The sequence below is a fragment of the Mariprofundus sp. KV genome (assembly GCF_013387475.1).
GTDB lineage: Bacteria > Pseudomonadota > Zetaproteobacteria > Mariprofundales > Mariprofundaceae > Mariprofundus.
The window spans coordinates 55,001-74,955 of record NZ_VWNB01000001.1; the positions used below are offsets into that span (position 1 = coordinate 55,001).

The following is a 19,955-nucleotide window of genomic DNA, read 5'->3' on the forward strand; positions in this document are numbered from 1 at the left end:
GGATTCAGACTACTGGCCCTGTCATACTGCTTAATCGCAGCCTGCAAGCGCCCGTGTTTCTGCTCAATATCACCTTGCAGCCCATAGAAGAGCGCCTCTCTCGGCTCGCCGGCAACTGCCCGGCCTGCCAGACGACCGGCCGTAACCAGATCCCCCCTGGCCAGTGCTTCGCGCCCTCTGTCATAAGCCTCATACGCTGGCTTACTGCGTATCAGTTGCCTGGTTTTGCTGCGATAGCGCTCAACGCCACGCTCACCACCTGCAGGCAACGTGGCCAGCAGGCTCATATTTGCATCCACCCGCTCTTGTGATGGTGGATGAGTGGCGAACAGCCCGCTTAACCAGTCCTGTTGCCTGCCTTCAGAGAGTTTGACAAAGGTACGCTGCAGATCGACTGCCCCCTGAGGGTCATATCCGGCACGCACCATATACTGCATGCCATACAAGTCGGACTCCCGTTCAGCATCACGGCCATACTTCTGACTGATCAGTTGGGCGCCAATATTGGCCCCAAGCTGGGCCAGATTACCGTAACTTTTTCCCTGTGTGGCTACGACTGTTCCCAATACAGCAGTCTGCAACAGCACCCCTTTACTCATCTGTTGCGCACCGTGGCGGGCTGCAGCATGCACGACTTCATGGCCAAGCACAGCCGCCAGTTCGGACTCACTCTTCAGCTCGGTCAACAGACCGCGGTTGATGGAGATTTTACCACCGGGCAGCGCCCAGGCATTGGGAACAGAGTTGTTCAGCACTTTAAACTCATAAGGCAGTTTTCTGTCACTGACTGTAGCGAGACGCTGCCCTACCTCGTTGACATAGGCCGTGAGTTGCCGATCCACCACATAGTCGCCACCCTGCGACTGACGGGCAGGACTATACTGCTGTGCCCCGATAGCGAGCTCCTGCGCCTCTGAAACCAGGCTCAGTTCATTTTTTCCTGTCACAGGGTTGGTGGCACAGCCAGCAAGCAGGCCGAGGGTAACCAGCAGTGATACAAGAGACCTCTTCATCATCGCGCCACCTCCTGATAATAAAGCACTATCTGAAGCCTAGCGGATGCATCACCCTTTATGCCACAGTGAGGTTGAGAAACTTCCGTTTACCGAGCTTGATCAGGTAAGGGCCACCGGGCAGCAGCTGGTGATCCTTGTCGATGACTTTTTCTCCATCTATAGATAGTGCATTCTGTTTGACCATGCGAATCGCCTCGCCATTGGATGCGGTCAAGCCGTTGCTGGTCAGGGCTTTGATGATCCACACTGACCCATCTTCTGCTGCCATTGTTACTTCCGGCACATCATCAGGGATCTCTTTTTTGGCAAACTGGGATTCGAAACCTTCACGTGCGGCCTGCCCCGCCCCTTCACCGTGGAAGCGGTCAACAATCAGTGCAGCCAGACTCTTCTTGGCCTCCATCGGGTGTTTGGCTTTGATCTCATCGAGATTCAGATCAGTGAGCAGCTCATAGTATTTATACATCAGCTCATCAGAGACGCTCATCAATTTACCAAACTGCTCTTTGGCGGGTTCTGCTACACCGACATAGTTGTTCAGGGATTTGGACATCTTATTCACACCGTCCAAACCTTCGAGCAGCGGCATAGTGAGAATCACCTGCTGGGCTTTGCCGTAGGCATCCTGCAGCTGACGCCCCATCAACAGATTGAACTTCTGATCGTTACCACCCAGCTCGACATCGGCATCAAGTGCCACAGAATCGTAGCCCTGCACCAGCGGATAGAGGAATTCGTGGATGGCGATCGACTGACCACCTTTATAACGTTTCTCGAAATCATCGCGCTCCAGCATACGGGCCACGGTCGCTTTACCGGCAATACGAATCAGATCAGCGGCAGTAAGATTACCCAGCCACTCGGAGTTAAAGCGCACTTCGGTCTGTTTGGGATCGAGAATTTTGAATACCTGCTCTTTGTAGGTCTCGGCATTGAGCAACACCTCATCATGGGTCAGCGGTGGACGGGTCTCATTCTTACCGGTCGGGTCACCGATGGTGCCGGTAAAATCACCAATCAGAAATACCACCTGATGACCGCAGTGCTGAAACTGGCGCAACTTCTCTATCAGCACGGTATGGCCAAGATGCAGGTCGGGAGCCGTCGGATCAAAACCGGCCTTCACACGCAGTGGTCGGCCCTCTTTCTGAGCCAGCTTCAATTTCGCTTCAAGGCTGCCTGCAGGCAAGATCTCCAGTGCGCCGCGACTGAGTAATTCCATCTGTTCTTGAATATTCATAAATCCCTCTATCTATTGAGCCACGAATCATGGCAAATTCACAGCTGCACCGCCACCGCAGAGTCAAATGCGAGCCGCATCACAGAGAAGAGGCTGGCAACAGTCAGGCTGCGTGCTATTCTAACCATCATCAAACATGGTAAGAGTGCAACATCTTATATCTCAAGGAGAGAGTCATGACTGAGAACAATCAGGAAGAGATTATCAAAGCAACGGCAGAGGAGCATCAAGAGTCCTCCTGCAGCAGACACAGCGCCTGCAAGCCTCACACCTCGCTCTACATCTCAATCATCGCACTGCTCCTTGCCCTCTACGCAGCGATCGCAGCAGGCACATCCACCGCCCCGGCCAATGGCGAAGCACGACTGGCAAGCCTGGAGAGCAGCGTTCAACTCCTTGGCGATCAGGTGGTAGCCCTGAGCAAGGATGTTGAGAGCAACCGTGAAAATCTGGTTCAGAATCAGCTGAAGAAGGCGCTACTCAATATCCAGGAGATCAGCGGCATGGCCCGTGAAGAGACCAAGGCCACCATTGCCGAGATTGAGAAGATTCTGCATGACCTGACTTCACCTGCAGAAGCAACGGCAGACAACACTGAAACTTCGCTGCCAGCAACAGCCTCCGAAGCAGCCGCAGTGGTTGAGCCTGAGGCCGAAGCGCCACCAGCTGCAGAAGTGGCCCCTGAGCCAGCTGTCGAAGAGACCACCGACGCAGCAGTCGTAGAGACTCCGGCTGAAGAGCTGCCTGCAGCCGCAATTGAGACGCCGGCTGTAGAGGCTCCGGCGCCAGACATGCCCGCAACAGAAGCTCCAGAAGAGGCCCCTGCTGTAGAGGCACCGGCAACAGAGACACCGATTGAAGCACCGGCAGCGCCTGAACAGTCAGCTCCACAGGCTTTTTAGCGCAGATTATCCGCATGCAATCTGACCACCACCTGTTCATCGGCATCATGTCCGGCACCTCCGCCGATGGCATCGATGTGGCGATCACGCGCATCTCCAGTCAGCCGGGAAGCCGTATGGAGTTGATCCACTTTGCTGAATATCCGATGCCGAAAAGATTGCGTGAACCGATTTTGAGACTTGCTGCACCCGGTCTGAATGAAATTGAGACTCTGGGCGAGCTTGATCGGGCTCTGGGACACGCCTATGCCGACACAGTGCTCGCAGCCATGCACGGGGTTGGCCTGAAGAGAGAAGATATCACCGCCATCGGCTGTCACGGTCAAACCATCCGTCATCACCCCAAAGCCGATTACCCCTATACAGTACAGATCGGTTGCGCGGCCACACTGACGGAGCAGACAGGCATTACCACGGTATCTGATTTCCGCAGCCGTGATATTGCGGCCGGAGGAGAGGGGGCGCCGCTGGTGCCATTCTCGCATCGTCACCTGTTTACCCATGAACGGAAAAATATCGCCGTGGTCAACATCGGCGGCATTGCCAATGTCACATGGCTTGGCATCGATGGCAGCACCATCGGCTTTGATACCGGGCCGGGCAATATGATCATGGACGGGCTGATGCTTGCCTTCAGCGATGGCCGCAACGCCTATGATCAGAATGGTGTGCTGGCGGCCAGCGGCGATGTATGCCCGGCGTTGCTGGAGAAGCTGATGTTACACCCCTTCATGCAGCGCAAACCACCCAAATCCACAGGCCGTGAAGAGTTCGGTGAGGATATCGTCAATCTGATTCTCGGCTGGCCGGATATCTCGGATGCTGACCGCATGGCGACCGCCTGCCAGTACACCGTCGACTCCATTGTCAACAGCATCAATTTCATGCCGATAGAACCGGCAAAATGGCTTATCTGTGGCGGTGGCGTTCGCAATGAATATCTGATGGATCTGCTGACAAGAGAGCTGGCTCCGGCTTCAGTCACCACAACAGATGCCGAAGACATTCCACCGCAGGCTGTCGAGGCACTCAGCTTTGCAGTGCTGGCTCGCCAGACGTTGATGGGTGAGACCAATACGCTGTGTGAAGTTACCGGCGCCCGTCATGCCGTTTGCGGCGGCCAGATCACCCCCGGCAACAACTGGCAGGAGCTGATTACAAGCATCCCTACATGGATCCGCTAACCCACGCCATCTCAGGCGCGGCACTGGCCCGTGCTTTTCCCCGACATCCGCTACCGGGTAAGCAGCTCTTGTTTCTGGTGCTGCTCACTATGGCTCCGGATTCCGACATCATCCTGCGCTTTTTTTCTGAAACAGTTTATCTGCAACACCACCGAGGGCTCACTCACTCGCTGCTGATGCTGCCGCTCTGGGGCTGGCTGATTATCAGCCTCTCCTCCCGAACGATCAAAAAGAATACGGCCATGCCGTGGATGATCGCCCTGGCGCTGCTGCTGCATATCTCACTGGATCTGATCACCACCTTCGGCACCATGTTGCTGGCCCCGATCTCTGACTGGCGTGCCTCACTTGACCTGCTGTTTATTATCGATCCGATATTCACTGCCAGCCTGTTGGTTCCGCTGTTGATCGGTCTGCAGTGGCGATCACAGAGCCGTAACATGGGCGTGTTAAGCCTTGTGCTGATGTGCGCCTATCTGGGAGTGGCCTACAGCAACCAGCAGCAGGCGATTGATCTGAGCAGAAAAGCACACCCGCAAGCCAGCGCACACTATGCTCTGCCACTGGCCTTCTCCCCCTTCAACTGGCAGCTGATTGCCCGCTATCCGGATCACTATGCGCGCGCGGCAGTCAACCTGAAACCTGAGTTCGCAGGCACTCGGCCTCTGTTTGATGAAAGCTTTGTGACAGGATTAATCTCAAGCGAGATGACCGGGCCGCAGGATATCAAGTGGCAGGAGCTACCTGCCATGCACACTGTTAAACTGGCAGAAGGGTTGCCGGGCACCGCCTTCTATAGCTGGTTCGCCCGCTTTCCTGTGTTGCTGAAAAAGAGTGGCGATCACCTCGAATTCGGTGATCTGGCTTTTGGTGGCGGTGCTCCCGGGGTGCGGCCTGCCTTCCAGCTTCACATCGACTTGCAACAAGGTTCTCAGGCACCACGCGCCTGGCTGATCTGGCGCAATGACCGAAAGAGTGAACTCACTCTCACCTCCGCCCCGTTCAACTGGCTCTAGCGACCCTGCTGCAATACAAACAGCCCCGCCTCAGAGTACAACCAACAGCTCAAGAGCTTAAACAGCGACAGGCAGCGGCCTGACAGAAAGGGTACTAGTCTGCGATATGACGCCGCTCGGGAGCCGCAACATACTCTTCTTCATAATCAGCCAGCGCAGCCTCAATCACCTTGGCCGCATGCTCAAAACCATAAGGCTCTCCGATTTCGACATGATGCGGCTTATTCGGCTCAAATTTGTAGGTCAGGAAATAGTGCATCAGGCGATCAATGATTGCCGGTGGCATCTCTGAAATATCATCCACCTTCGACCAGAAGGGATCATCATCAATTACCGCAATAATTTTATCATCCGCTTCGCCGTGATCACACATCGGCAGACCACCGATCACACGCGCATTTACCAGTATCTCAATGCGTGAAATTGGTCGCTCGGAGATCACACAGATATCCAGAGGATCATTATCGCCGCGCTGTGCATGCGGCATGAGCTTGCCCACGCGATCAGCGCATAGCGTGCGTGGAATAAAACCGTAAAGAGCCGGGTGCTGAGAGCTTGAGCGCACCGAGCGATCCACCCGCAGATAGCCGGATTTTTTGTCGACTTCGAACTTCACCGTATCAAACGGACTGATCTCGATATAGGCATGTACCCGCCGTGGCGGTTCGGCTCCAGGATCCAGCCCGTGCCAGGGGTGTGGTCGCCATTGGGAGAATGATTTCATGGCTCAGTTCTAGCACAAATCACGCCAAAACCTACAACTATCATCAAACAAGAACCTGTTTATAGCTGATGTTCAGGTTGGCGACTTTCATCCACTGGAAAAACCCATCCCAGCGCATCAACAATATTCTTGAAGGATGGCGGCAGCGGCGCATTGATCTGCAGCAACTGATCTGTCTCCGGATGTATGAAACCAAGACCTGTGGCATGAAGCAACAGCCGATGAGATGCCAACCGCTCCCGGAAAAAGCTGTTCTGTTTGCCATCACCATGCGTGGTGTCGCCCACTATCGGATGATACAGGTGCTTAAGGTGTCGGCGCAGCTGATGCTTGCGGCCAGTTTTTGGCGTCAGGTGGAGCAGAGAATACCTTGCCGTTTGGTAGCGGCCGACGGCATAAGGCAGCTCCACTGTTGCAAGACGCCGGTACTCCGTAACGGCCTCCTGTGCCTCTTTATCCTGCTGCGCTTTACGGTCGCTCTTTTTATCCAGCTCCTCTTTCAGAGGATAATCAATGACTCCCTGCTCATCAGTAAAGCCACGCACGATGGCCAGATAGGTTTTCTGCGTATCTCTGGCCGTGAAAACATCGGCAATTTTCCGTGCCGATTCAGAATTCAGAGCGAACAGCAGCACGCCTGAAGTTGGCTTGTCCAGCCGATGCACAGGAAAAACATGCTGACCGATCTGATCGCGCAGCATCTGCATGGCAAAGCGGGTTTCATGCCGATCTATCATTGAGCGATGCACCAGCAAATCAGCAGGTTTATTGATAGCAACCAGCCACTCATCCCTGTACAGGATCTCTAACATGCAGTAATAACTTTATTGATGCAGAAAAAGTGCGACTTAATCCCGCAGAGGCCCGTCGAGAAAAGAGAGATCATCCCAGATGCTGGTAGGACGACCTTCAGCATCACGGAATCTAAGGTTTTGACGACGGGGAACCAGACGGCGAGGACGGCCAAAACTGTCATTCTGTACATCACACGCAACATCAGCAGAGAGAATCAATAACCCCTCATCATGCAGAAGGTCGGTCACCTCGTAAGATTCATCAAGGTAGCGAACCGGACGGCCAATCAAAGCGAACATCTCCGCATGATCGTCAATCATCGACTGCAACAGATGAACACCCATAAGAAACCTCCTGCCTGATTAGCCACTACAGGATAGAAAGCCGGTCAATCCACGTCAATCTTATAAACATAGATAGTCCGGCCTCTATACGCAGCTAGCGATAAGCCTGAGAGACTAACGGCTGCGAATGAATTGAAGGTGAAAAAAGACAGGCACAGCATGGGCGATACTCGGCAGGCTGGCGATCTGACGTAGCGCCTCTATGCCACCATCCAGGCCAAACTCAGCAGCCTTCACAATCACCGGCTGCCTGCTTGTTACCAGCAAACCATCTGCAACTGCAATAAGTTGTACATCTGCAACAACCGGCCTTTTGATGCCGTGCAGATCAAGCAGCAGAGGCAGCTGCAGTGTAACGCTCTCGCCAACCTTCAGTGCCTCATAGTTTACGCCAGAGAGATCAACGGAGATCTTCGCCGAGGCAAATCGGGACACCTCAAAAAGCATCGATTGCATGCGCTGGTTGCGAATAGCGATCCCTGACTCAATGGAACTCAGATCAATCGCTATCTCAGCATGATGCTCCTGTATGACACCACTTAACCCATTGAAGTGATGCACCTCGGCAACACTCTCTTTTTTCACTGAAACAAAGTTAACATCGGATCGGTTGCCATCAAGCAGCCACTCTCCAGACCAGGCCGCCGCAGGCACCATCATCAAAAACAACAACATACAAAGTTTTTTCATCGTCTCTCCACAAACAAATTTGATGGCAAAAAGCTATGAGCAGAAAGATGAAGCATAGATGAAAAGGAACCCCTGTTCAGAGTGTGGAAATCACTCTCTCTACGGTGTGAGATACCAGCCTTTTCAGCTATGATTGCCGCCACGTTCGATTCAAGGAGAGTCACATGCAAGCGATTTGGGCCCAGTTAAGCGAGACAATGCTTCTGGATATTCCACTAAGCCGCTGGCTTATCACTGCCGCTGTCATTTTGGCTACGGTGATTGCCCGAACCTTTGTGCTCTCTGCCTTCCAGCGCCTGAGCAGGAAACTGGCTGCACGCACTATAACCAAACTTGATGATGTACTACTCTCCGCTGCTGAACGCCCTGTCGGGCTGCTTGTCTACGTGTTCGGAATTCTGCTTGCCGTACATATATTAAATCCTCCTGCTGAAATTTTCCCACTGGTAGCCATTGCCGACAGTGCCGGACGCATCATCTCAATTCTGCTCACTATCTGGTTTCTCTGGCGCCTCCTCGAAGGGCTCTCTGCCTACTTCACGGCCCGGGCCCAGGAGACCGAGTCGGCTATGGATGATCAGCTGGTCCCCTTTATCGGTAAAACACTGAAGATATTTCTTGTACTCACCGGTCTGCTGGTTGTGGCGCAGAATATGGGTTACTCGATCTCCGGCCTGCTCGCCTCGCTCGGCATTGGCGGAATCGCCATCGCTATGGCAGCCAAGGATACCATTGCCAACGTCTTCGGCTCGATCATGATTCTCGTGGATCGCCCATTTACCGTGGGTGACTGGATTAAAACCACTGAGTTTGAAGGAGTGGTGGAGGAGATCGGTTTCCGCTCCACGAAAATCCGTACCTTTGAGCGAACACTGGTCAATGTGCCCAACTCATCGCTGGCCAATATGGTGATCGATAATATTGATGCCAGAAATGAGCGGCGCATCAAAATGCGCATCGGCCTGACCTATGATACCACGCCGGCCAAAATGGATGCGGCAATCAAGGGCATCGAGGCGATACTCGTCAACCATCCGGGCGTTGATCAGAGTTATAAACTGGTCAAATTCGACGAGTTCTCCGACTCATCCCTATCAATCTTTCTCTACTACTTCTCCGCCAGCAAAGTGTGGGAGGAGTATCTGCAGGTACGTCAGGAGATTAACCTGCAGATCATGCATCTACTAGAAGAGATGGAGCTTGATTTCGCATTTCCAACCCGCACACTTTATATTGAACAGGAGAAGCCACAGTGAGTGAGAAACCGGTAGTGGAAGCCTTTACCGATGGTGCCTGCTCTGGCAACCCCGGCCCAGGCGGCTGGGGGGTACTGCTGCGCATGGGCAGGCATGAAAAGGAGTTGTACGGCGGTGAAGCCCACACCACCAACCAGCAGATGGAGCTGCAGGCTGCTGTTGAAGCGCTCAAAGCGCTGACCAAACCGTGCAAGGTGACCATCATCTCCGACTCCAAATATGTGGTGCAGGGCATGAGCGAGTGGATTCACAACTGGAAAAAGAAGGGGTGGAAAACAGCAGGCAAGAAACCGGTCTCCAACCTTGAGCGCTGGCAGGAGCTGGACAAACTGGCTGCTGTTCATGATGTCACCTGGAAGTGGGTGAAAGGCCATGCCGGCCATGCTGAAAACGAACGTGCTGACGAGTTAGCGCGTCAGGGCATCCCTGCAGGCTGAACCTCTGACGGTTGCGCTTCGGGCAGCGGCATAGCTGGCACCTCAGGCTGCTGATCACTTTCGGTTACGGCTGGTGCAGATAGTGCATCAATATCAAATTCAAGCATGGATACAGGTTGCGGGGCCTGCATGAGCTGCGCTGCGCTAAGCTTCAATGGTTTCCTGCCGCCATAAGGCATGAAGGTATAGCTGTTACCCGGTTCCAGCGCTTCGAGGATCACTGTTTTATAACCCGCCTGACTATTAATGCCCGACCTCAATTCGCAACAGAGCACATACTCCTTGTTGGGCAAACCTCTGACATTGAATGATTTAACATTGGCCTCGGAGAGCTTAACCACCTTGCCATCAACGATAAAGCGAAGCCAAACATCCCTTCGAGCAGGTGCAGGCTGCGCATCTGACAGGGAGCCATCGATGAGGAACTTAATCACTGCATCCTGCTCATCAAGGCGTTTGGCCAGGGAGTGATGATTGCCCCTGATGACAATATTGTGACTTCCGGGCAGGTAGGCAGAAGAGGCGTCTACAATCAGATCACTGTTGAGTAACTTCCGATCTACAGCATAAGCATTAAGCACCTCCAGCCCCTCCAGCTCGGCACCTTGCAGGGCATTCAATTGCCAGAGGAAATCGCTGCCGGGCTGAATCTCTGTCGCCTGGATATTGCCTTCCGGAATAACACTGCCGAGTCGAACCAGCACCTGTGCCACGTCAGTGCCAAAATGGGGGGTGGCCAGAAAAGCCACACGTCGCACCTGATGGTCAGCATGGTGGCTTAGATACTGACGCACCAAAAGCCCCCCCATGCTGTGCGCCACGAGATCCACTGCCGCATACGGGGCGAGGTAACGGTCAAGCTGCTCCTCAAGGACTTCAAGAGGCGGATAGCGATTGGCAAAAATGCCTGTTCGGTAGGTAAACAGAAAGATATCACGCTGCAGCTTCTGCTCCAGCGCGATCAACCGCTCAGGAACCGGCCAGGTAAACTCGCCACCATTCCACCCATGCACCAGCACTACCGGTACAGCATCGGGGTAATCCACCTGCGAGAGTATTTCGCTCTTCTCCCACGCCGACCAGAGATCATCGACAACCTGCCGATCCTTTTCTGTCGTTGTGCAGGCGGAGATGAGGAGAGCGAACACAATCAGTGCGGTGTGCCTGAATAGTCGATGATCACATAACATATGGCCCATTATTGTCGATCCGGCTGCAACTGCCAACCTCGGTTAACATTCCGTTCCAATCAGGCTCGCAAATAAATTGCATCACTCCTACTTGGCAACAGCCTCCGGCTGTGGTCGGATTCATGGTATGAAAATGTTTTTTGATTTCCTTCCCGTACTGCTCTTCTTTATCGTCTACAAGATGTATGACATCTACACCGCCACTGCAGTACTGATTGCTGCATCGGCTATTCAGACTGTAGGCCACCGTCTGATCAAAGGTTCATTTGAAAAAACACATGTGATCACACTGGCTCTGGTGGCGCTGTTTGGCGGCCTTACCCTTGCCCTGCAGGATGAGAATTTCATCAAATGGAAACCAACAGCGATCAACTGGCTGTTTGCCATTGTCTTTATTGGCTCTCAGTTTATTGGTGAAAAGACCATCATTGAACGCATGATGGGGGGCAACCTCACGCTCCCGCAACTGGTGTGGACTAAACTCAACCTCGCCTGGGCAGGTTTCTTTGTTTTCCTCGGCGCGGTGAATATCTATGTCGCATACGCATTTGATACCGACACATGGGTGAATTTCAAACTCTTTGGATTGATGGGGCTAACCCTGCTGTTCATCATTGCCCAGAGTCTCTATCTGGTTCCCCACCTTAAAGAGTCCACGGCCGATAAGGGTGATGAATAAAGGGTAATTCAGAGCTCTGAATTACTCTGGACCTGCCTGCAAAGGCAGGTAGATCCTGAACTCTGTCCCTTCGTTGACACGACTCGCCACCTCCATCACGCCACCCACCTTTGTGATGGCTCCGTGGGCCATCGATAAGCCAAGTCCGGTCCCCTCACCCTCCGCCTTAGTGGTAAAGAAGACTTCGAAAATAGTATCGAGCTTATCTTCAGGGATGCCATAACCGTTGTCTTTCACGGATATGCATGCGTAGTGATTATCGGTCATCAGTGGAAATTTTTGTACAAAGGAGTCGGAGACCTCAAATTTACTTACGCTGACTTTGACCCATGGTGATTCTACCCTCTGTACAGCATGCATCGCATTATTGATCAGGTTGATCATGATCTGTTGCGCCTGAACATCATTCCAGCGCACATATAACTCCTGCTCAGATAGTTCAGTACGAATAGTCGCTTTGTCGGCTCCCATTGATGCAATCTCACAGGCCGTATTCATACAGTCATTAAGATCGATAATGCTAAATTTAAGATCCTCATTTCTGACAAACTTAAGCAGCTGAGAGATATGCTGGGCTGCAATATCACAGACCTGATTGATGACTGAAGCCCGTTTAAGTACGCCCGTACGATCCTCTGCTTTCCGTTCAAGCATCTGCGCATTGGCCTTGATCGCCGTCAGTGCATTATTAAAATCATGGGCGATGCCTCCGGCGAGAATCCCGGCAGTCTCCAGTTTCTGAGATTTGTACAACTTCTCTTCCAGCGCCTCATATTCACTCATATCCTCCTGACTGGCGATATAGTGAGTGATCTGGTTATTCTGATTAATAACAGGTGCTATCGACATCACAATCGGGCAGGTCGAACCGTCCTTTCGACGGTTCACCAACTCGCTATGCCACACCTTTCCTGATGAGATCATCTGCCACAACCGTTGATAAAACGAGCTGCTCTGCTGCCCGCTATTCAGAATAGATGTCTTCTTGCCGATTACATCGTCACGTTCATAACCTGTCAGATTACAGAAGGCGCTATTTACATATTCGATATTAGCATCGGTATCGGTGATAATGATCGACGATCCGGAGTGCTCCAGTGCCTGGGCAAGCTTCATGTTGCGCGCAAACTCAACAGCATGAGCTATTCGGCTTTGTCTCAATAAATTCAACATCAGAAGAAGCATCAGAAGCCATATAAGAAGCAGTGCAGCAAACAGTGTAGGTTGTTGGTTTAAGCTATCACTGAATTGGTTGTGAATCTCCTCATCCAACTCGCCAGCAGCCCATTCAGCGCTGATGAAATACTTATCATGGATCACATCATCTTTAACCAGAAGATGTAATTCATCTTCATATTCAAGCAGGTATTCGATCAGTTGATCAACTGCGCGTTTCATCTCATCAAATTCACGCTGCAAGTGCTGTGAGCTTGGAACCATTGATGAGATATCGCCCATCTGCACATACCCATAATGAATAGCCCCTGCATCAGACTTAACTTTACGAATCAGATCTGTGACATCATTTTTGCTGATTTTCTGGTGCCCCTCTACATATTCATGGATCAATGAGTGGGTACTTGTGAGATCAACTCGAAGCTGCATGATCGAGTCAACAAGAGGAATCTCCTGAGATAAAAAACGCTGGCCGGACTGATAGGCCCAGGCAAACAGCACCAGAGGGATAAATACGCCAGCAATCAGGAATATGATTTTACTCTTGATATCAAAATATGAGTCACTACTGGCCATGATATCCCCTTGAGTTAAGCATCTCATTAGATGCAAGCATGATGCCAGTTTTCCCCCATTATGCCCTTTGATATAATTTGCCTACTAAACAGCTCTGGCTAAACTCAGTGAAAAAATGGTTCATCGCAAATCCGCGATAAACCAAAAAAAAGGCCCCGCAATGCGGAGCCTTTTGGATTTAGTCGTTAAGCTGGAAGCTTAAGCTTCAGTCGCCTCATCAGCAGCAGCGATGGTATCAACCAGTTCGATGATTGCCATTGGTGAAGCATCACCGGCACGGAAACCGGTCTTGATGATGCGGGTGTAACCACCGGCACGATCAGAACATGCTGCAGCAACATCACCGAACAGACGATCTACGATCGGACGGTAACGCAGTTTAGAGAGCGCCTGACGACGGGCATGCAGATCGCCACGTTTGCCAAGTGAAATCAGCTTCTCAGCGTATGGGCGCAGTGCGCGTGCTTTCGCTTCTGTGGTCTCAATGCGGCCATGTGTCAGCAGTGCTGTAGCCAGATTAGCCATCAGTGCGCGACGGTGTCCGGTTGGCAGGCCCAAAGAACCATGATGTTTACGATGTCTCATCTCTCGTATCCTCTATTCAATCGTTAAATGCGATTCAGCTGTCGAGCGAATCGTTGGCATCCTGGGGTGGCCAGTTTTCCAGCTTCATTCCCAGTTCAAGGCCCATATTTTCAAGTACTTCTTTAATCTCGTTGAGAGACTTGCGGCCGAAGTTCGGCGTACGCAGCATCTCCTGCTCACTACGCTGAACCAGATCACCAACGCGGAACACATCATCAGACTTCAGGCAGTTCATAGAACGAACAGAGAGGTCAAGGTGTTCAATCGGCTGTGCCAGAAGGTCGTCAAGACCGTCATCTACAGCTTCAGCCGGTGCGCCCAGATCAATAGCAGCAAAATCAACAAATACTGCCAACTGCTGCTCAAGAATGGCTGCCGCGGCATTGATCGCCTCTTCAGGACTCAATGAACCGTCAGTCTCAATCTCCATGATCAGTTTGTCGTAATCGGTGCGCTGACCAACACGAGCTGGTTCAACACGGGTAGCGACACGACGGGTAGGAGAGTAAGACGCATCAACCAGCAGAGAACCAACTGCACGCTCATCAACCTCACGCTCAGATGCCGGATCATAACCACGACCCTTGGCAACAACCGCTTCAAACTTCAGGTGGCCATCGTCATTCAGGTGTGCCAGAACCAGTTCAGGGTTAAGAACCATCAAACCGGCAGGGCATTTGATATCAGCTGCAGTAACAACAGAAGAGCCCTTAACATCCAGAGAGATACTTGCTGAATCGTTGCCTTCCATACGAATGTCGAGCTCTTTCAGAGTCAGGATAATATCCATCACATCTTCACGAACACCCTTAATCGTATCGTACTCATGGGTAACACCATCGAAAGCAACGGATGTTACAGCGGCACCTGGCAGTGACGAAAGCAGCATGCGACGCAGGCTGTTACCGATCGTGGTGCCATAACCACGTTCAAGAGGCTCGAACACGATCTTGGCAGAACGGCCAACCACTTTTTCTTCAATGGTGATATTGCGCGGATTGATCAACTGCATCTGTCGGCCCTCAGTGATTACTTGGAATAAAGTTCAACAATCAGCTGTTCACGGATACCCGCGTCAAGCTGATCACGAGCTGGAAGCTCACGGAAGGTACCCTGACGAGTTGGCAGATCAACATCCATCCACTCAGCAGTACCACGGTTTCCTGCAGCTTCAACTGCAGCAGTCACACGCAGGTGCTCCTTAGCAGAGTCAGCCAGCTCAAGACGGGCACCTACAGGTACACGCATAGAAGGAATATTTGCTTCCTTACCATCAAGCTTAACCAGGCCATGACGTACAATCTGACGCGCTTCAGTACGGGATGAAGCCATACCCATGCGGTAGATCACATTGTCTAGGCGAGACTCAATCAGGTGCAGCAGGTTCAGACCTGTAATGCCAGGCATGGCATCAGCAGACTTGAAGTAGCTGCGGAACTGCTTCTCCTGCAGACCATAGATACGCTTAACTTTCTGTTTTTCACGAAGCTGCATACCATAATCGGAGACCTTGCTGCGACGGTTTTGACCGTGCATACCAGGTGCATAAGGGCGACGCTCGATCGGACATTTGTCCGAGTAGCATTTGCTTCCCTTGATATACAGTTTTTCGCCTTCACGCCTGCACAGGCGGCATTTGGCTTCCAGATAACGTGCCATTTAATAATACTCCTAAACGCGGCGCCGCTTGGGCGGGCGACATCCATTATGTGGAATTGGGGTAACATCACGAATAGACGTGACATTGATACCTACGGCTGAAATTGCACGCAGTGCAGATTCACGGCCGTTGCCTGGTCCACGAACCAGAACTGAACAGTTCTTCACGCCGTGATCCATAGCCTTACGTGCAGCATCTTCTGCAGCAACCTGAGCCGCGAACGGAGTGCTTTTACGTGAGCCTTTGAAGCCTGAACCACCACTGGTTGCCCAGCAGATTGCGTTACCGGCATCATCGGTAAAGGTAATAATTGTATTGTTAAAGCTTGCCTTGATGTGAGCAACAGCGTTGGCAATATTCTTGCGAACGCGTTTCTTAGCAGGAGCAGCTTTTCCTTTCTTAGGTGCAGCCATCGTCTATCCCCTTACTTCTTCTTGCCGGCTACTGTACGACGCGGTCCTTTGCGGGTACGGGCATTGGTCTTACTGCGCTGTCCACGAACAGGCAGCCCTTTGCGGTGACGAAGACCACGGTAGCAACCAAGATCTGTCAGACGCTTAATGTTCATGGTCACTTCACGACGAAGATCACCTTCAACATTGTATGACTCATCGATCACAGTGCGGATCTTTGCGACATCATCGTCACTCAAATCTTTCACACGCGTGTCAGCATCTACACCTGCTTTGGCGAGGATATTCTTCGAACTAGTCGATCCAATACCAAAGATGTAGGTAAGCGCGATAACCACACGCTTCTGAGTCGGAATATTTACACCCGAAATACGAGCCACTTCTTGCCTCCTTAGGCCTTAAGAAAAAGGGCGCGAACAATAGCCATAAGGCTGCTCTCGCGCAACTTACTTAACCCTGACGCTGTTTATGACGTGCGTTCTCGCAAATAATGCGGACAACGCCTTTACGGCGAATCACACGACACTTGTTACACATTTTCTTGACTGATGCTCGGACTTTCACGCCTGGCACCTCCTCAAAATCAATTCACCGGAATCCGGCACAGGCCATAAATGGCCTGCCAAAACCGCTCACTTGCGTGACTGGTTTTGAGTGCAAGGTCAAAATTAAGCGTTTGCCCTTGCGTTATGAAAAACCAGACAGATCCGGCTTTTCATACAAACAAACTATTTTTCGCGGTAGCTGATACGACCACGAGACAGGTCGTACGGAGAGATCTCCACAGTAACCTTATCGCCAGGAAGAATACGGATGTAGTACTTCCTCATTTTTCCAGAAATGGTGCACAACAACTCATGCCCGTTTTCCAGTTTAACCTTAAACATTGCGTTCGGGAGCTTTTCAACCACTTCCCCTGACATCTCAATAATATCTTCTTTCGCCATGTTTAATTCACTACCGCCTGTTTAAGTCCGGCATACACCAGATCCATTTCCCCGGAAGCGTCGATCCTGCTGAAACCCTCTCTGCCCTGGTAATAACCCAGCAGCGGTTCAGTCTGTTCCTGATACACTTCCAAACGGTGGGCGATCACATCTTCGCGATCATCGTCCCGCTGGTAAAGCTCGCCACTACAGCGATCGCAATACCCCGATTTTTGGGGCGGTGAATACTGCCTATGAAATCCAAAACCGCAAGCCCTGCAAATCAATCGGCCCGAAAGCCTCTCCAGCAGATTCTCTTTTGGTGCATCCATAAACACAACATGGTCAATGCTAACACCATGTTTAGCCAACATTGCATCCAGCGCCTGTGCCTGTGGCACATTGCGAGGGAAGCCATCGAGCAGGAAACCTGCATCTTTGTCAGCAGAAATTTTCTCTTCAATCATGGCCACAACCACGGCATCAGGAACCAGTTTGCCGCCATCCATGAATGCCTTGGCCTTCAAGCCAGCCTCGGTACCTTCGCGCACAGCTGCACGCAGCAGGTCACCCATGGCCATGTGCTGGATGCCCTCTTCAGTTGCGAGCCTTTCACCCTGCGTGCCTTTACCAACACCCGGGGGGCCAAAAAGAATCAGATTCATTACTTACCGGTTTTCAGGCGGGCTTTTTTCATCAGCCCCTCATACTGATGACTCATCAGATGGGACTGAATCTGACCCATGGTGTCCATCGTAACCACCACGACGATCAGCAGGGATGTACCACCGAAATAGAACGGTACGGAGAGCTCAGCGATCAACCATTCCGGCAGAAGACATACCATGCTCACATAGGCTGCGCCAACGACGGTGATGCGTGTAAGTACGGCATCAACATATTCGGCTGTTTTCTGACCAGGACGAATACCCGGAATGAAACCACCATTCTTCTTCAGGTTGTCTGCCGTATCCTTAGGGTTAAAGACAATAGCAGTGTAGAAGAAGCAGAAGAATACGATCAGACCAGTGAACAGCAGCATGTAGAGCCACGCACCCGGCGAAAGAATTGCAGAGATATCAGTCAGCCACTCAAAACCTGGCGTACTCTTGGTAAACTGTGCAAATGTAGCCGGCAGAAGAATCAGGGATGAGGCAAAGATCGGCGGAATCACGCCGGCAGTGTTCACCTTCAGCGGCAGGAAGGATGATTTGCCACCGTAAAGACGATTGCCCACCTGACGCTTGGCATACTGGATTGGAATACGTCGCTGGGCGCGTTCAAACCAAACCACCAATGCAGTCACAAGCAGTGCCATAGCAAACAGGGAGAGGACAGTAAACGCTGAATACTCGCCGGTACGCGCCAATTCGAGTGTACCACCAATCGCTGAAGGCAGGCCTGCAGCAATACCGGCAAAGATGATCAGTGAGATGCCGTTACCGATACCACGTTCGGTAATCTGCTCACCCAGCCACATCAGGAACATGGTACCTGTTACCAGCGTAATCACCGTCATAGCACGGAAAGCCAGACCGGGCTCAATCACAACACCCTGACCACCAACTGAGAACTGCTCCAGACCGATAGAGATACCGATACCCTGGAAGGTTGCCAGCACCAGCGTAAAGTAACGGGTATATTCGGTGATCTTACGACGCCCGGACTCACCCTCTTTCTTCAGCTGTTCAAGTTTGGGAGATACAACTGTCATCAGCTGAATAATAATTGCAGCCGAAATGTATGGCATAATACCCAGAGCAAAAATAGTCAGACGCGAAAGCGCACCACCGGAAAACATATCAAACATGCCCAGTAGTGATCCCTGTGCCTGACTGAAGAACTGAGCCAGAACAGCAGCATCGATACCCGGAACAGGAATATGCGCGCCGATACGATATACGATCAGCATTCCCAGGGTGAACAGGATGCGGCTCTTCAGCTCTGGAATCTTACCGATGTTTCCAAAGCCGCCCATTGCTCCAGCTTGTGCCATAGAATTATGCCTCAGCCTTTGCCAGGTTCAGTGTGCCGCCAGCTGCTGCCACTTTCGCAGCTGCCTGTGCAGATGCGGCAGTAACAGAGACGGTTACCTTTTTGGTAAGCTCACCAGTTGCCAGCAGCTTGATCGGATCCACAGCACTGCGAACCAGACCTGCATCAAAAAGTGCAGCCGCATCAACAGCTGCGCCATCATCAAATGCGTTAAGCTGACCCAGGTTAATCACCTGGAGATCATTATCGATGCGAGCAGTAAAACCACGTTTAGGAACACGGCGAATCAGTGGCATCTGGCCACCCTCGAAACCGCGGGCTACTTTACCACCGGAACGGGATTTCTGACCTTTGTGGCCACGACCACCAGTCTTACCGTTGCCGGACGCAATGCCCTGACCTTTACGCTTACGATCCTTGCGGGCACCGTCAGTTGCTTTCAGTTCATTCAGTTTCATCTCTTACTCTCCGGACTCAATACGAACGAGATGACGCACCTTGTTCACCATACCGCGAACAGAAGGGGTATCTTCCAGCTCTACAACCTGATTCATACGACGGAAACCCAGACCTACCAGAGTTGCCCTCTGATCTTTGGCGTAACCGATACCGCTCTTAAACTGGCGGATGCGAATAGTCTCTTTCTTAGCCATTTGAAACTCCTAATCCGATTAAGCGGACTTGCCACGACGGGTGGCAATCTGCTCAGGGCTTTCCAGTTCTTTCAAACCGTTAAAGGTAGCGCGCACGGTATTCAGTGCATTACGGGAACCGAGTGATTTGGTCAGAATATCTTTGATGCCGACAGCATCAAGTACTGCACGTACCGCAGAACCTGCGATTACGCCGGTACCTTCGGAGGCGGGCTTAAGCATCACACGCGTTGCATCCTGAATGCCAATCACTTTATAGTGAATGGTACCCTCTTTGCGTGGTACAAAGATAATTGATTTCTTGGCAATGTCGGTAGCCTTGCGGATCGCTTCAGGAACCTCTTTCGCTTTGGCATGACCAAAACCGATGTGCCCATTGCCATCACCAACTACCATCAGAGCGGAGAAGCTCATGCGACGTCCACCGGATGTTGTTTTGGCGATACGGTTGATCGTAATCAGTTTCTCGTTCAGTTCCAATTCGTCTACATTGATCAT

26 protein-coding genes (1 of these 26 cut by a window edge) are annotated in these 19,955 nt (G+C 51.8%); 6 read left to right on the top strand and 20 right to left on the bottom strand.

What is annotated here, in order from left to right; translation table 11 throughout:
* Together F3F93_RS00295 and tyrS are read right to left on the bottom strand one after the other, a co-directional pair.
* Nucleotides 1-1,016 carry the 5' portion of a M48 family metalloprotease gene (locus F3F93_RS00295; protein ID WP_176957163.1) on the bottom strand. Its footprint begins 529 nt before the window's first position, so the window shows 1,016 of its 1,545 coding nt (coding positions 1-1,016); it begins with the start codon at nucleotides 1,014-1,016; the stop codon falls past the left edge of the window.
* 55 nt (nucleotides 1,017-1,071) lie between these two features.
* Complete coding sequence (tyrS, locus tag F3F93_RS00300; protein WP_176957164.1) at nucleotides 1,072-2,256, bottom strand: tyrosine--tRNA ligase; 1,185 nt, start codon at nucleotides 2,254-2,256, stop codon at nucleotides 1,072-1,074.
* A gap of 176 nt (nucleotides 2,257-2,432) precedes the next feature.
* On the opposite strand from tyrS, the gene F3F93_RS00305 reads away from it, so the two are divergent.
* From F3F93_RS00305 to F3F93_RS00315, 3 genes are read left to right on the top strand one after another with little or no spacing between them, the layout of a single operon-like run.
* On the top strand, nucleotides 2,433-3,158 hold the full coding sequence (locus tag F3F93_RS00305) for a hypothetical protein (protein WP_176957165.1): 726 nt from the start codon (nucleotides 2,433-2,435) through the stop codon (nucleotides 3,156-3,158).
* Between the two features lie 14 nt (nucleotides 3,159-3,172).
* The gene (locus tag F3F93_RS00310; protein WP_176957166.1) at nucleotides 3,173-4,342 is read left to right on the top strand and encodes an anhydro-N-acetylmuramic acid kinase; all 1,170 of its coding nucleotides are present in this window, start codon (nucleotides 3,173-3,175) and stop codon (nucleotides 4,340-4,342) included.
* Entirely contained in the window at nucleotides 4,330-5,358 is a 1,029-nt protein-coding gene (locus tag F3F93_RS00315; RefSeq protein ID WP_176957167.1) for a metal-dependent hydrolase, read from the top strand. The genes F3F93_RS00310 and F3F93_RS00315 overlap by 13 nt, the downstream gene beginning before the upstream one ends.
* 94 nt (nucleotides 5,359-5,452) lie before the next feature.
* Here F3F93_RS00315 and F3F93_RS00320 read toward each other — a convergent pair whose 3' ends face one another.
* The 4 genes from F3F93_RS00320 to F3F93_RS00335 all read right to left on the bottom strand — a co-directional run bounded on the left by F3F93_RS00320 (nucleotide 5,453) and on the right by F3F93_RS00335 (nucleotide 7,911).
* Complete coding sequence (locus tag F3F93_RS00320; RefSeq protein WP_176957168.1) at nucleotides 5,453-6,082, bottom strand: inorganic pyrophosphatase; 630 nt, start codon at nucleotides 6,080-6,082, stop codon at nucleotides 5,453-5,455.
* A 59-nt stretch (nucleotides 6,083-6,141) separates the two neighbouring features.
* Nucleotides 6,142-6,894, bottom strand: a complete 753-nt coding sequence (gene truC, locus F3F93_RS00325; protein WP_176957169.1) for a tRNA pseudouridine(65) synthase TruC — start codon at nucleotides 6,892-6,894, stop codon at nucleotides 6,142-6,144.
* 36 nt (nucleotides 6,895-6,930) lie between these two features.
* Complete coding sequence (locus tag F3F93_RS00330) at nucleotides 6,931-7,221, bottom strand: hypothetical protein (protein WP_176957170.1); 291 nt, start codon at nucleotides 7,219-7,221, stop codon at nucleotides 6,931-6,933.
* 114 nt (nucleotides 7,222-7,335) lie between these two features.
* A complete protein-coding gene (locus F3F93_RS00335) occupies nucleotides 7,336-7,911 on the bottom strand; it encodes a YceI family protein (RefSeq protein WP_176957171.1) in 576 nt (191 codons plus the stop codon).
* Between the two features lie 164 nt (nucleotides 7,912-8,075).
* Between F3F93_RS00335 and F3F93_RS00340 the strand changes: the two genes are divergently transcribed.
* A complete protein-coding gene (locus tag F3F93_RS00340; protein ID WP_176957172.1) occupies nucleotides 8,076-9,167 on the top strand; it encodes a mechanosensitive ion channel family protein in 1,092 nt (363 codons plus the stop codon).
* Entirely contained in the window at nucleotides 9,164-9,604 is a 441-nt protein-coding gene (gene rnhA / locus F3F93_RS00345; protein ID WP_176957173.1) for a ribonuclease HI, read from the top strand. The genes F3F93_RS00340 and rnhA overlap by 4 nt, the downstream gene beginning before the upstream one ends.
* Here the strand turns inward: rnhA and F3F93_RS00350 are convergent.
* The gene (locus tag F3F93_RS00350; RefSeq protein WP_176957174.1) at nucleotides 9,583-10,794 is read right to left on the bottom strand and encodes an alpha/beta fold hydrolase; all 1,212 of its coding nucleotides are present in this window, start codon (nucleotides 10,792-10,794) and stop codon (nucleotides 9,583-9,585) included. The two genes, rnhA and F3F93_RS00350, sit on opposite strands and share 22 nt — an antisense overlap.
* 127 nt (nucleotides 10,795-10,921) lie before the next feature.
* Here F3F93_RS00350 and F3F93_RS00355 point away from each other — a divergent pair, with 127 nt between their 5' ends.
* Nucleotides 10,922-11,473 carry a septation protein A gene (locus F3F93_RS00355; RefSeq protein WP_176957175.1) on the top strand — a complete coding sequence of 184 codons (552 nt, stop codon included), beginning with the start codon at nucleotides 10,922-10,924 and terminating at the stop codon, nucleotides 11,471-11,473.
* 21 nt (nucleotides 11,474-11,494) lie between these two features.
* On the opposite strand, the gene F3F93_RS00360 is transcribed toward F3F93_RS00355, so the two are convergent.
* From F3F93_RS00360 to rpsE, 13 genes are all read right to left on the bottom strand, one after another.
* Nucleotides 11,495-13,225, bottom strand: a complete 1,731-nt coding sequence (locus F3F93_RS00360; protein ID WP_176957176.1) for a PAS domain S-box protein — start codon at nucleotides 13,223-13,225, stop codon at nucleotides 11,495-11,497.
* 198 nt (nucleotides 13,226-13,423) lie between these two features.
* Nucleotides 13,424-13,810 (bottom strand): 50S ribosomal protein L17, encoded by a 387-nt coding sequence (rplQ, locus tag F3F93_RS00365; RefSeq protein ID WP_176957177.1) that lies wholly within the window; start codon nucleotides 13,808-13,810, stop codon nucleotides 13,424-13,426.
* Nucleotides 13,811-13,844: 34 nt separating this feature from the next.
* Nucleotides 13,845-14,822: a DNA-directed RNA polymerase subunit alpha gene (locus F3F93_RS00370; RefSeq protein ID WP_176957178.1), complete on the bottom strand. Its 978-nt coding sequence runs from the start codon at nucleotides 14,820-14,822 to the stop codon at nucleotides 13,845-13,847.
* A gap of 17 nt (nucleotides 14,823-14,839) precedes the next feature.
* The gene (gene rpsD / locus F3F93_RS00375; RefSeq protein ID WP_176957179.1) at nucleotides 14,840-15,469 is read right to left on the bottom strand and encodes a 30S ribosomal protein S4; all 630 of its coding nucleotides are present in this window, start codon (nucleotides 15,467-15,469) and stop codon (nucleotides 14,840-14,842) included.
* Nucleotides 15,470-15,481: 12 nt separating this feature from the next.
* Nucleotides 15,482-15,883, bottom strand: a complete 402-nt coding sequence (gene rpsK, locus F3F93_RS00380; RefSeq protein WP_176957180.1) for a 30S ribosomal protein S11 — start codon at nucleotides 15,881-15,883, stop codon at nucleotides 15,482-15,484.
* An 11-nt stretch (nucleotides 15,884-15,894) separates the two neighbouring features.
* Nucleotides 15,895-16,263 carry a 30S ribosomal protein S13 gene (gene rpsM / locus F3F93_RS00385; protein WP_176957181.1) on the bottom strand — a complete coding sequence of 123 codons (369 nt, stop codon included), beginning with the start codon at nucleotides 16,261-16,263 and terminating at the stop codon, nucleotides 15,895-15,897.
* Nucleotides 16,264-16,333: 70 nt separating this feature from the next.
* Entirely contained in the window at nucleotides 16,334-16,447 is a 114-nt protein-coding gene (gene rpmJ, locus F3F93_RS00390; RefSeq protein WP_100266064.1) for a 50S ribosomal protein L36, read from the bottom strand.
* A 164-nt stretch (nucleotides 16,448-16,611) separates the two neighbouring features.
* On the bottom strand, nucleotides 16,612-16,830 hold the full coding sequence (gene infA / locus F3F93_RS00395) for a translation initiation factor IF-1 (protein ID WP_018288171.1): 219 nt from the start codon (nucleotides 16,828-16,830) through the stop codon (nucleotides 16,612-16,614).
* Between the two features lie 2 nt (nucleotides 16,831-16,832).
* A complete protein-coding gene (locus tag F3F93_RS00400; protein WP_176957182.1) occupies nucleotides 16,833-17,474 on the bottom strand; it encodes an adenylate kinase in 642 nt (213 codons plus the stop codon).
* Nucleotides 17,474-18,805: a preprotein translocase subunit SecY gene (gene secY, locus F3F93_RS00405; RefSeq protein WP_176957183.1), complete on the bottom strand. Its 1,332-nt coding sequence runs from the start codon at nucleotides 18,803-18,805 to the stop codon at nucleotides 17,474-17,476. Before secY ends, F3F93_RS00400 begins: the two co-directional genes overlap by 1 nt.
* Nucleotides 18,806-18,809: 4 nt before the next feature.
* The gene (gene rplO / locus F3F93_RS00410) at nucleotides 18,810-19,262 is read right to left on the bottom strand and encodes a 50S ribosomal protein L15 (protein WP_176957184.1); all 453 of its coding nucleotides are present in this window, start codon (nucleotides 19,260-19,262) and stop codon (nucleotides 18,810-18,812) included.
* Nucleotides 19,263-19,265: 3 nt separating this feature from the next.
* The gene (rpmD, locus tag F3F93_RS00415) at nucleotides 19,266-19,457 is read right to left on the bottom strand and encodes a 50S ribosomal protein L30 (protein WP_176957185.1); all 192 of its coding nucleotides are present in this window, start codon (nucleotides 19,455-19,457) and stop codon (nucleotides 19,266-19,268) included.
* 18 nt (nucleotides 19,458-19,475) lie between these two features.
* Nucleotides 19,476-19,955, bottom strand: coding sequence for a 30S ribosomal protein S5 (gene rpsE / locus F3F93_RS00420; protein WP_176957186.1), 480 nt, complete (start codon nucleotides 19,953-19,955; stop codon nucleotides 19,476-19,478).

Coding starts and splice junctions, on each gene's coding strand:
- F3F93_RS00335 (WP_176957171.1), bottom strand. CDS start 7,911: ATGAAAAAACTTTGTATGTTGTTGTTTTTGATGATGGTGCCTGCGGCG.
- F3F93_RS00370 (WP_176957178.1), bottom strand. CDS start 14,822: ATGCAGTTGATCAATCCGCGCAATATCACCATTGAAGAAAAAGTGGTT.
- rpsK (WP_176957180.1), bottom strand. CDS start 15,883: ATGGCTGCACCTAAGAAAGGAAAAGCTGCTCCTGCTAAGAAACGCGTT.
- F3F93_RS00320 (WP_176957168.1), bottom strand. CDS start 6,082: ATGAAATCATTCTCCCAATGGCGACCACACCCCTGGCACGGGCTGGAT.
- F3F93_RS00340 (WP_176957172.1), top strand. CDS start 8,076: ATGCAAGCGATTTGGGCCCAGTTAAGCGAGACAATGCTTCTGGATATT.
- F3F93_RS00360 (WP_176957176.1), bottom strand. CDS start 13,225: ATGGCCAGTAGTGACTCATATTTTGATATCAAGAGTAAAATCATATTC.
- truC (WP_176957169.1), bottom strand. CDS start 6,894: ATGTTAGAGATCCTGTACAGGGATGAGTGGCTGGTTGCTATCAATAAA.
- F3F93_RS00305 (WP_176957165.1), top strand. CDS start 2,433: ATGACTGAGAACAATCAGGAAGAGATTATCAAAGCAACGGCAGAGGAG.
- rpmD (WP_176957185.1), bottom strand. CDS start 19,457: ATGGCTAAGAAAGAGACTATTCGCATCCGCCAGTTTAAGAGCGGTATC.
- tyrS (WP_176957164.1), bottom strand. CDS start 2,256: ATGAATATTCAAGAACAGATGGAATTACTCAGTCGCGGCGCACTGGAG.
- F3F93_RS00310 (WP_176957166.1), top strand. CDS start 3,173: ATGCAATCTGACCACCACCTGTTCATCGGCATCATGTCCGGCACCTCC.
- F3F93_RS00400 (WP_176957182.1), bottom strand. CDS start 17,474: ATGAATCTGATTCTTTTTGGCCCCCCGGGTGTTGGTAAAGGCACGCAG.
- rplO (WP_176957184.1), bottom strand. CDS start 19,262: ATGAAACTGAATGAACTGAAAGCAACTGACGGTGCCCGCAAGGATCGT.
- infA (WP_018288171.1), bottom strand. CDS start 16,830: ATGGCGAAAGAAGATATTATTGAGATGTCAGGGGAAGTGGTTGAAAAG.
- F3F93_RS00330 (WP_176957170.1), bottom strand. CDS start 7,221: ATGGGTGTTCATCTGTTGCAGTCGATGATTGACGATCATGCGGAGATG.
- F3F93_RS00350 (WP_176957174.1), bottom strand. CDS start 10,794: ATGTTATGTGATCATCGACTATTCAGGCACACCGCACTGATTGTGTTC.
- secY (WP_176957183.1), bottom strand. CDS start 18,805: ATGGCACAAGCTGGAGCAATGGGCGGCTTTGGAAACATCGGTAAGATT.
- rpsD (WP_176957179.1), bottom strand. CDS start 15,469: ATGGCACGTTATCTGGAAGCCAAATGCCGCCTGTGCAGGCGTGAAGGC.
- F3F93_RS00355 (WP_176957175.1), top strand. CDS start 10,922: ATGAAAATGTTTTTTGATTTCCTTCCCGTACTGCTCTTCTTTATCGTC.
- rplQ (WP_176957177.1), bottom strand. CDS start 13,810: ATGAGACATCGTAAACATCATGGTTCTTTGGGCCTGCCAACCGGACAC.
- F3F93_RS00315 (WP_176957167.1), top strand. CDS start 4,330: ATGGATCCGCTAACCCACGCCATCTCAGGCGCGGCACTGGCCCGTGCT.
- rpsE (WP_176957186.1), bottom strand. CDS start 19,955: ATGATCAATGTAGACGAATTGGAACTGAACGAGAAACTGATTACGATC.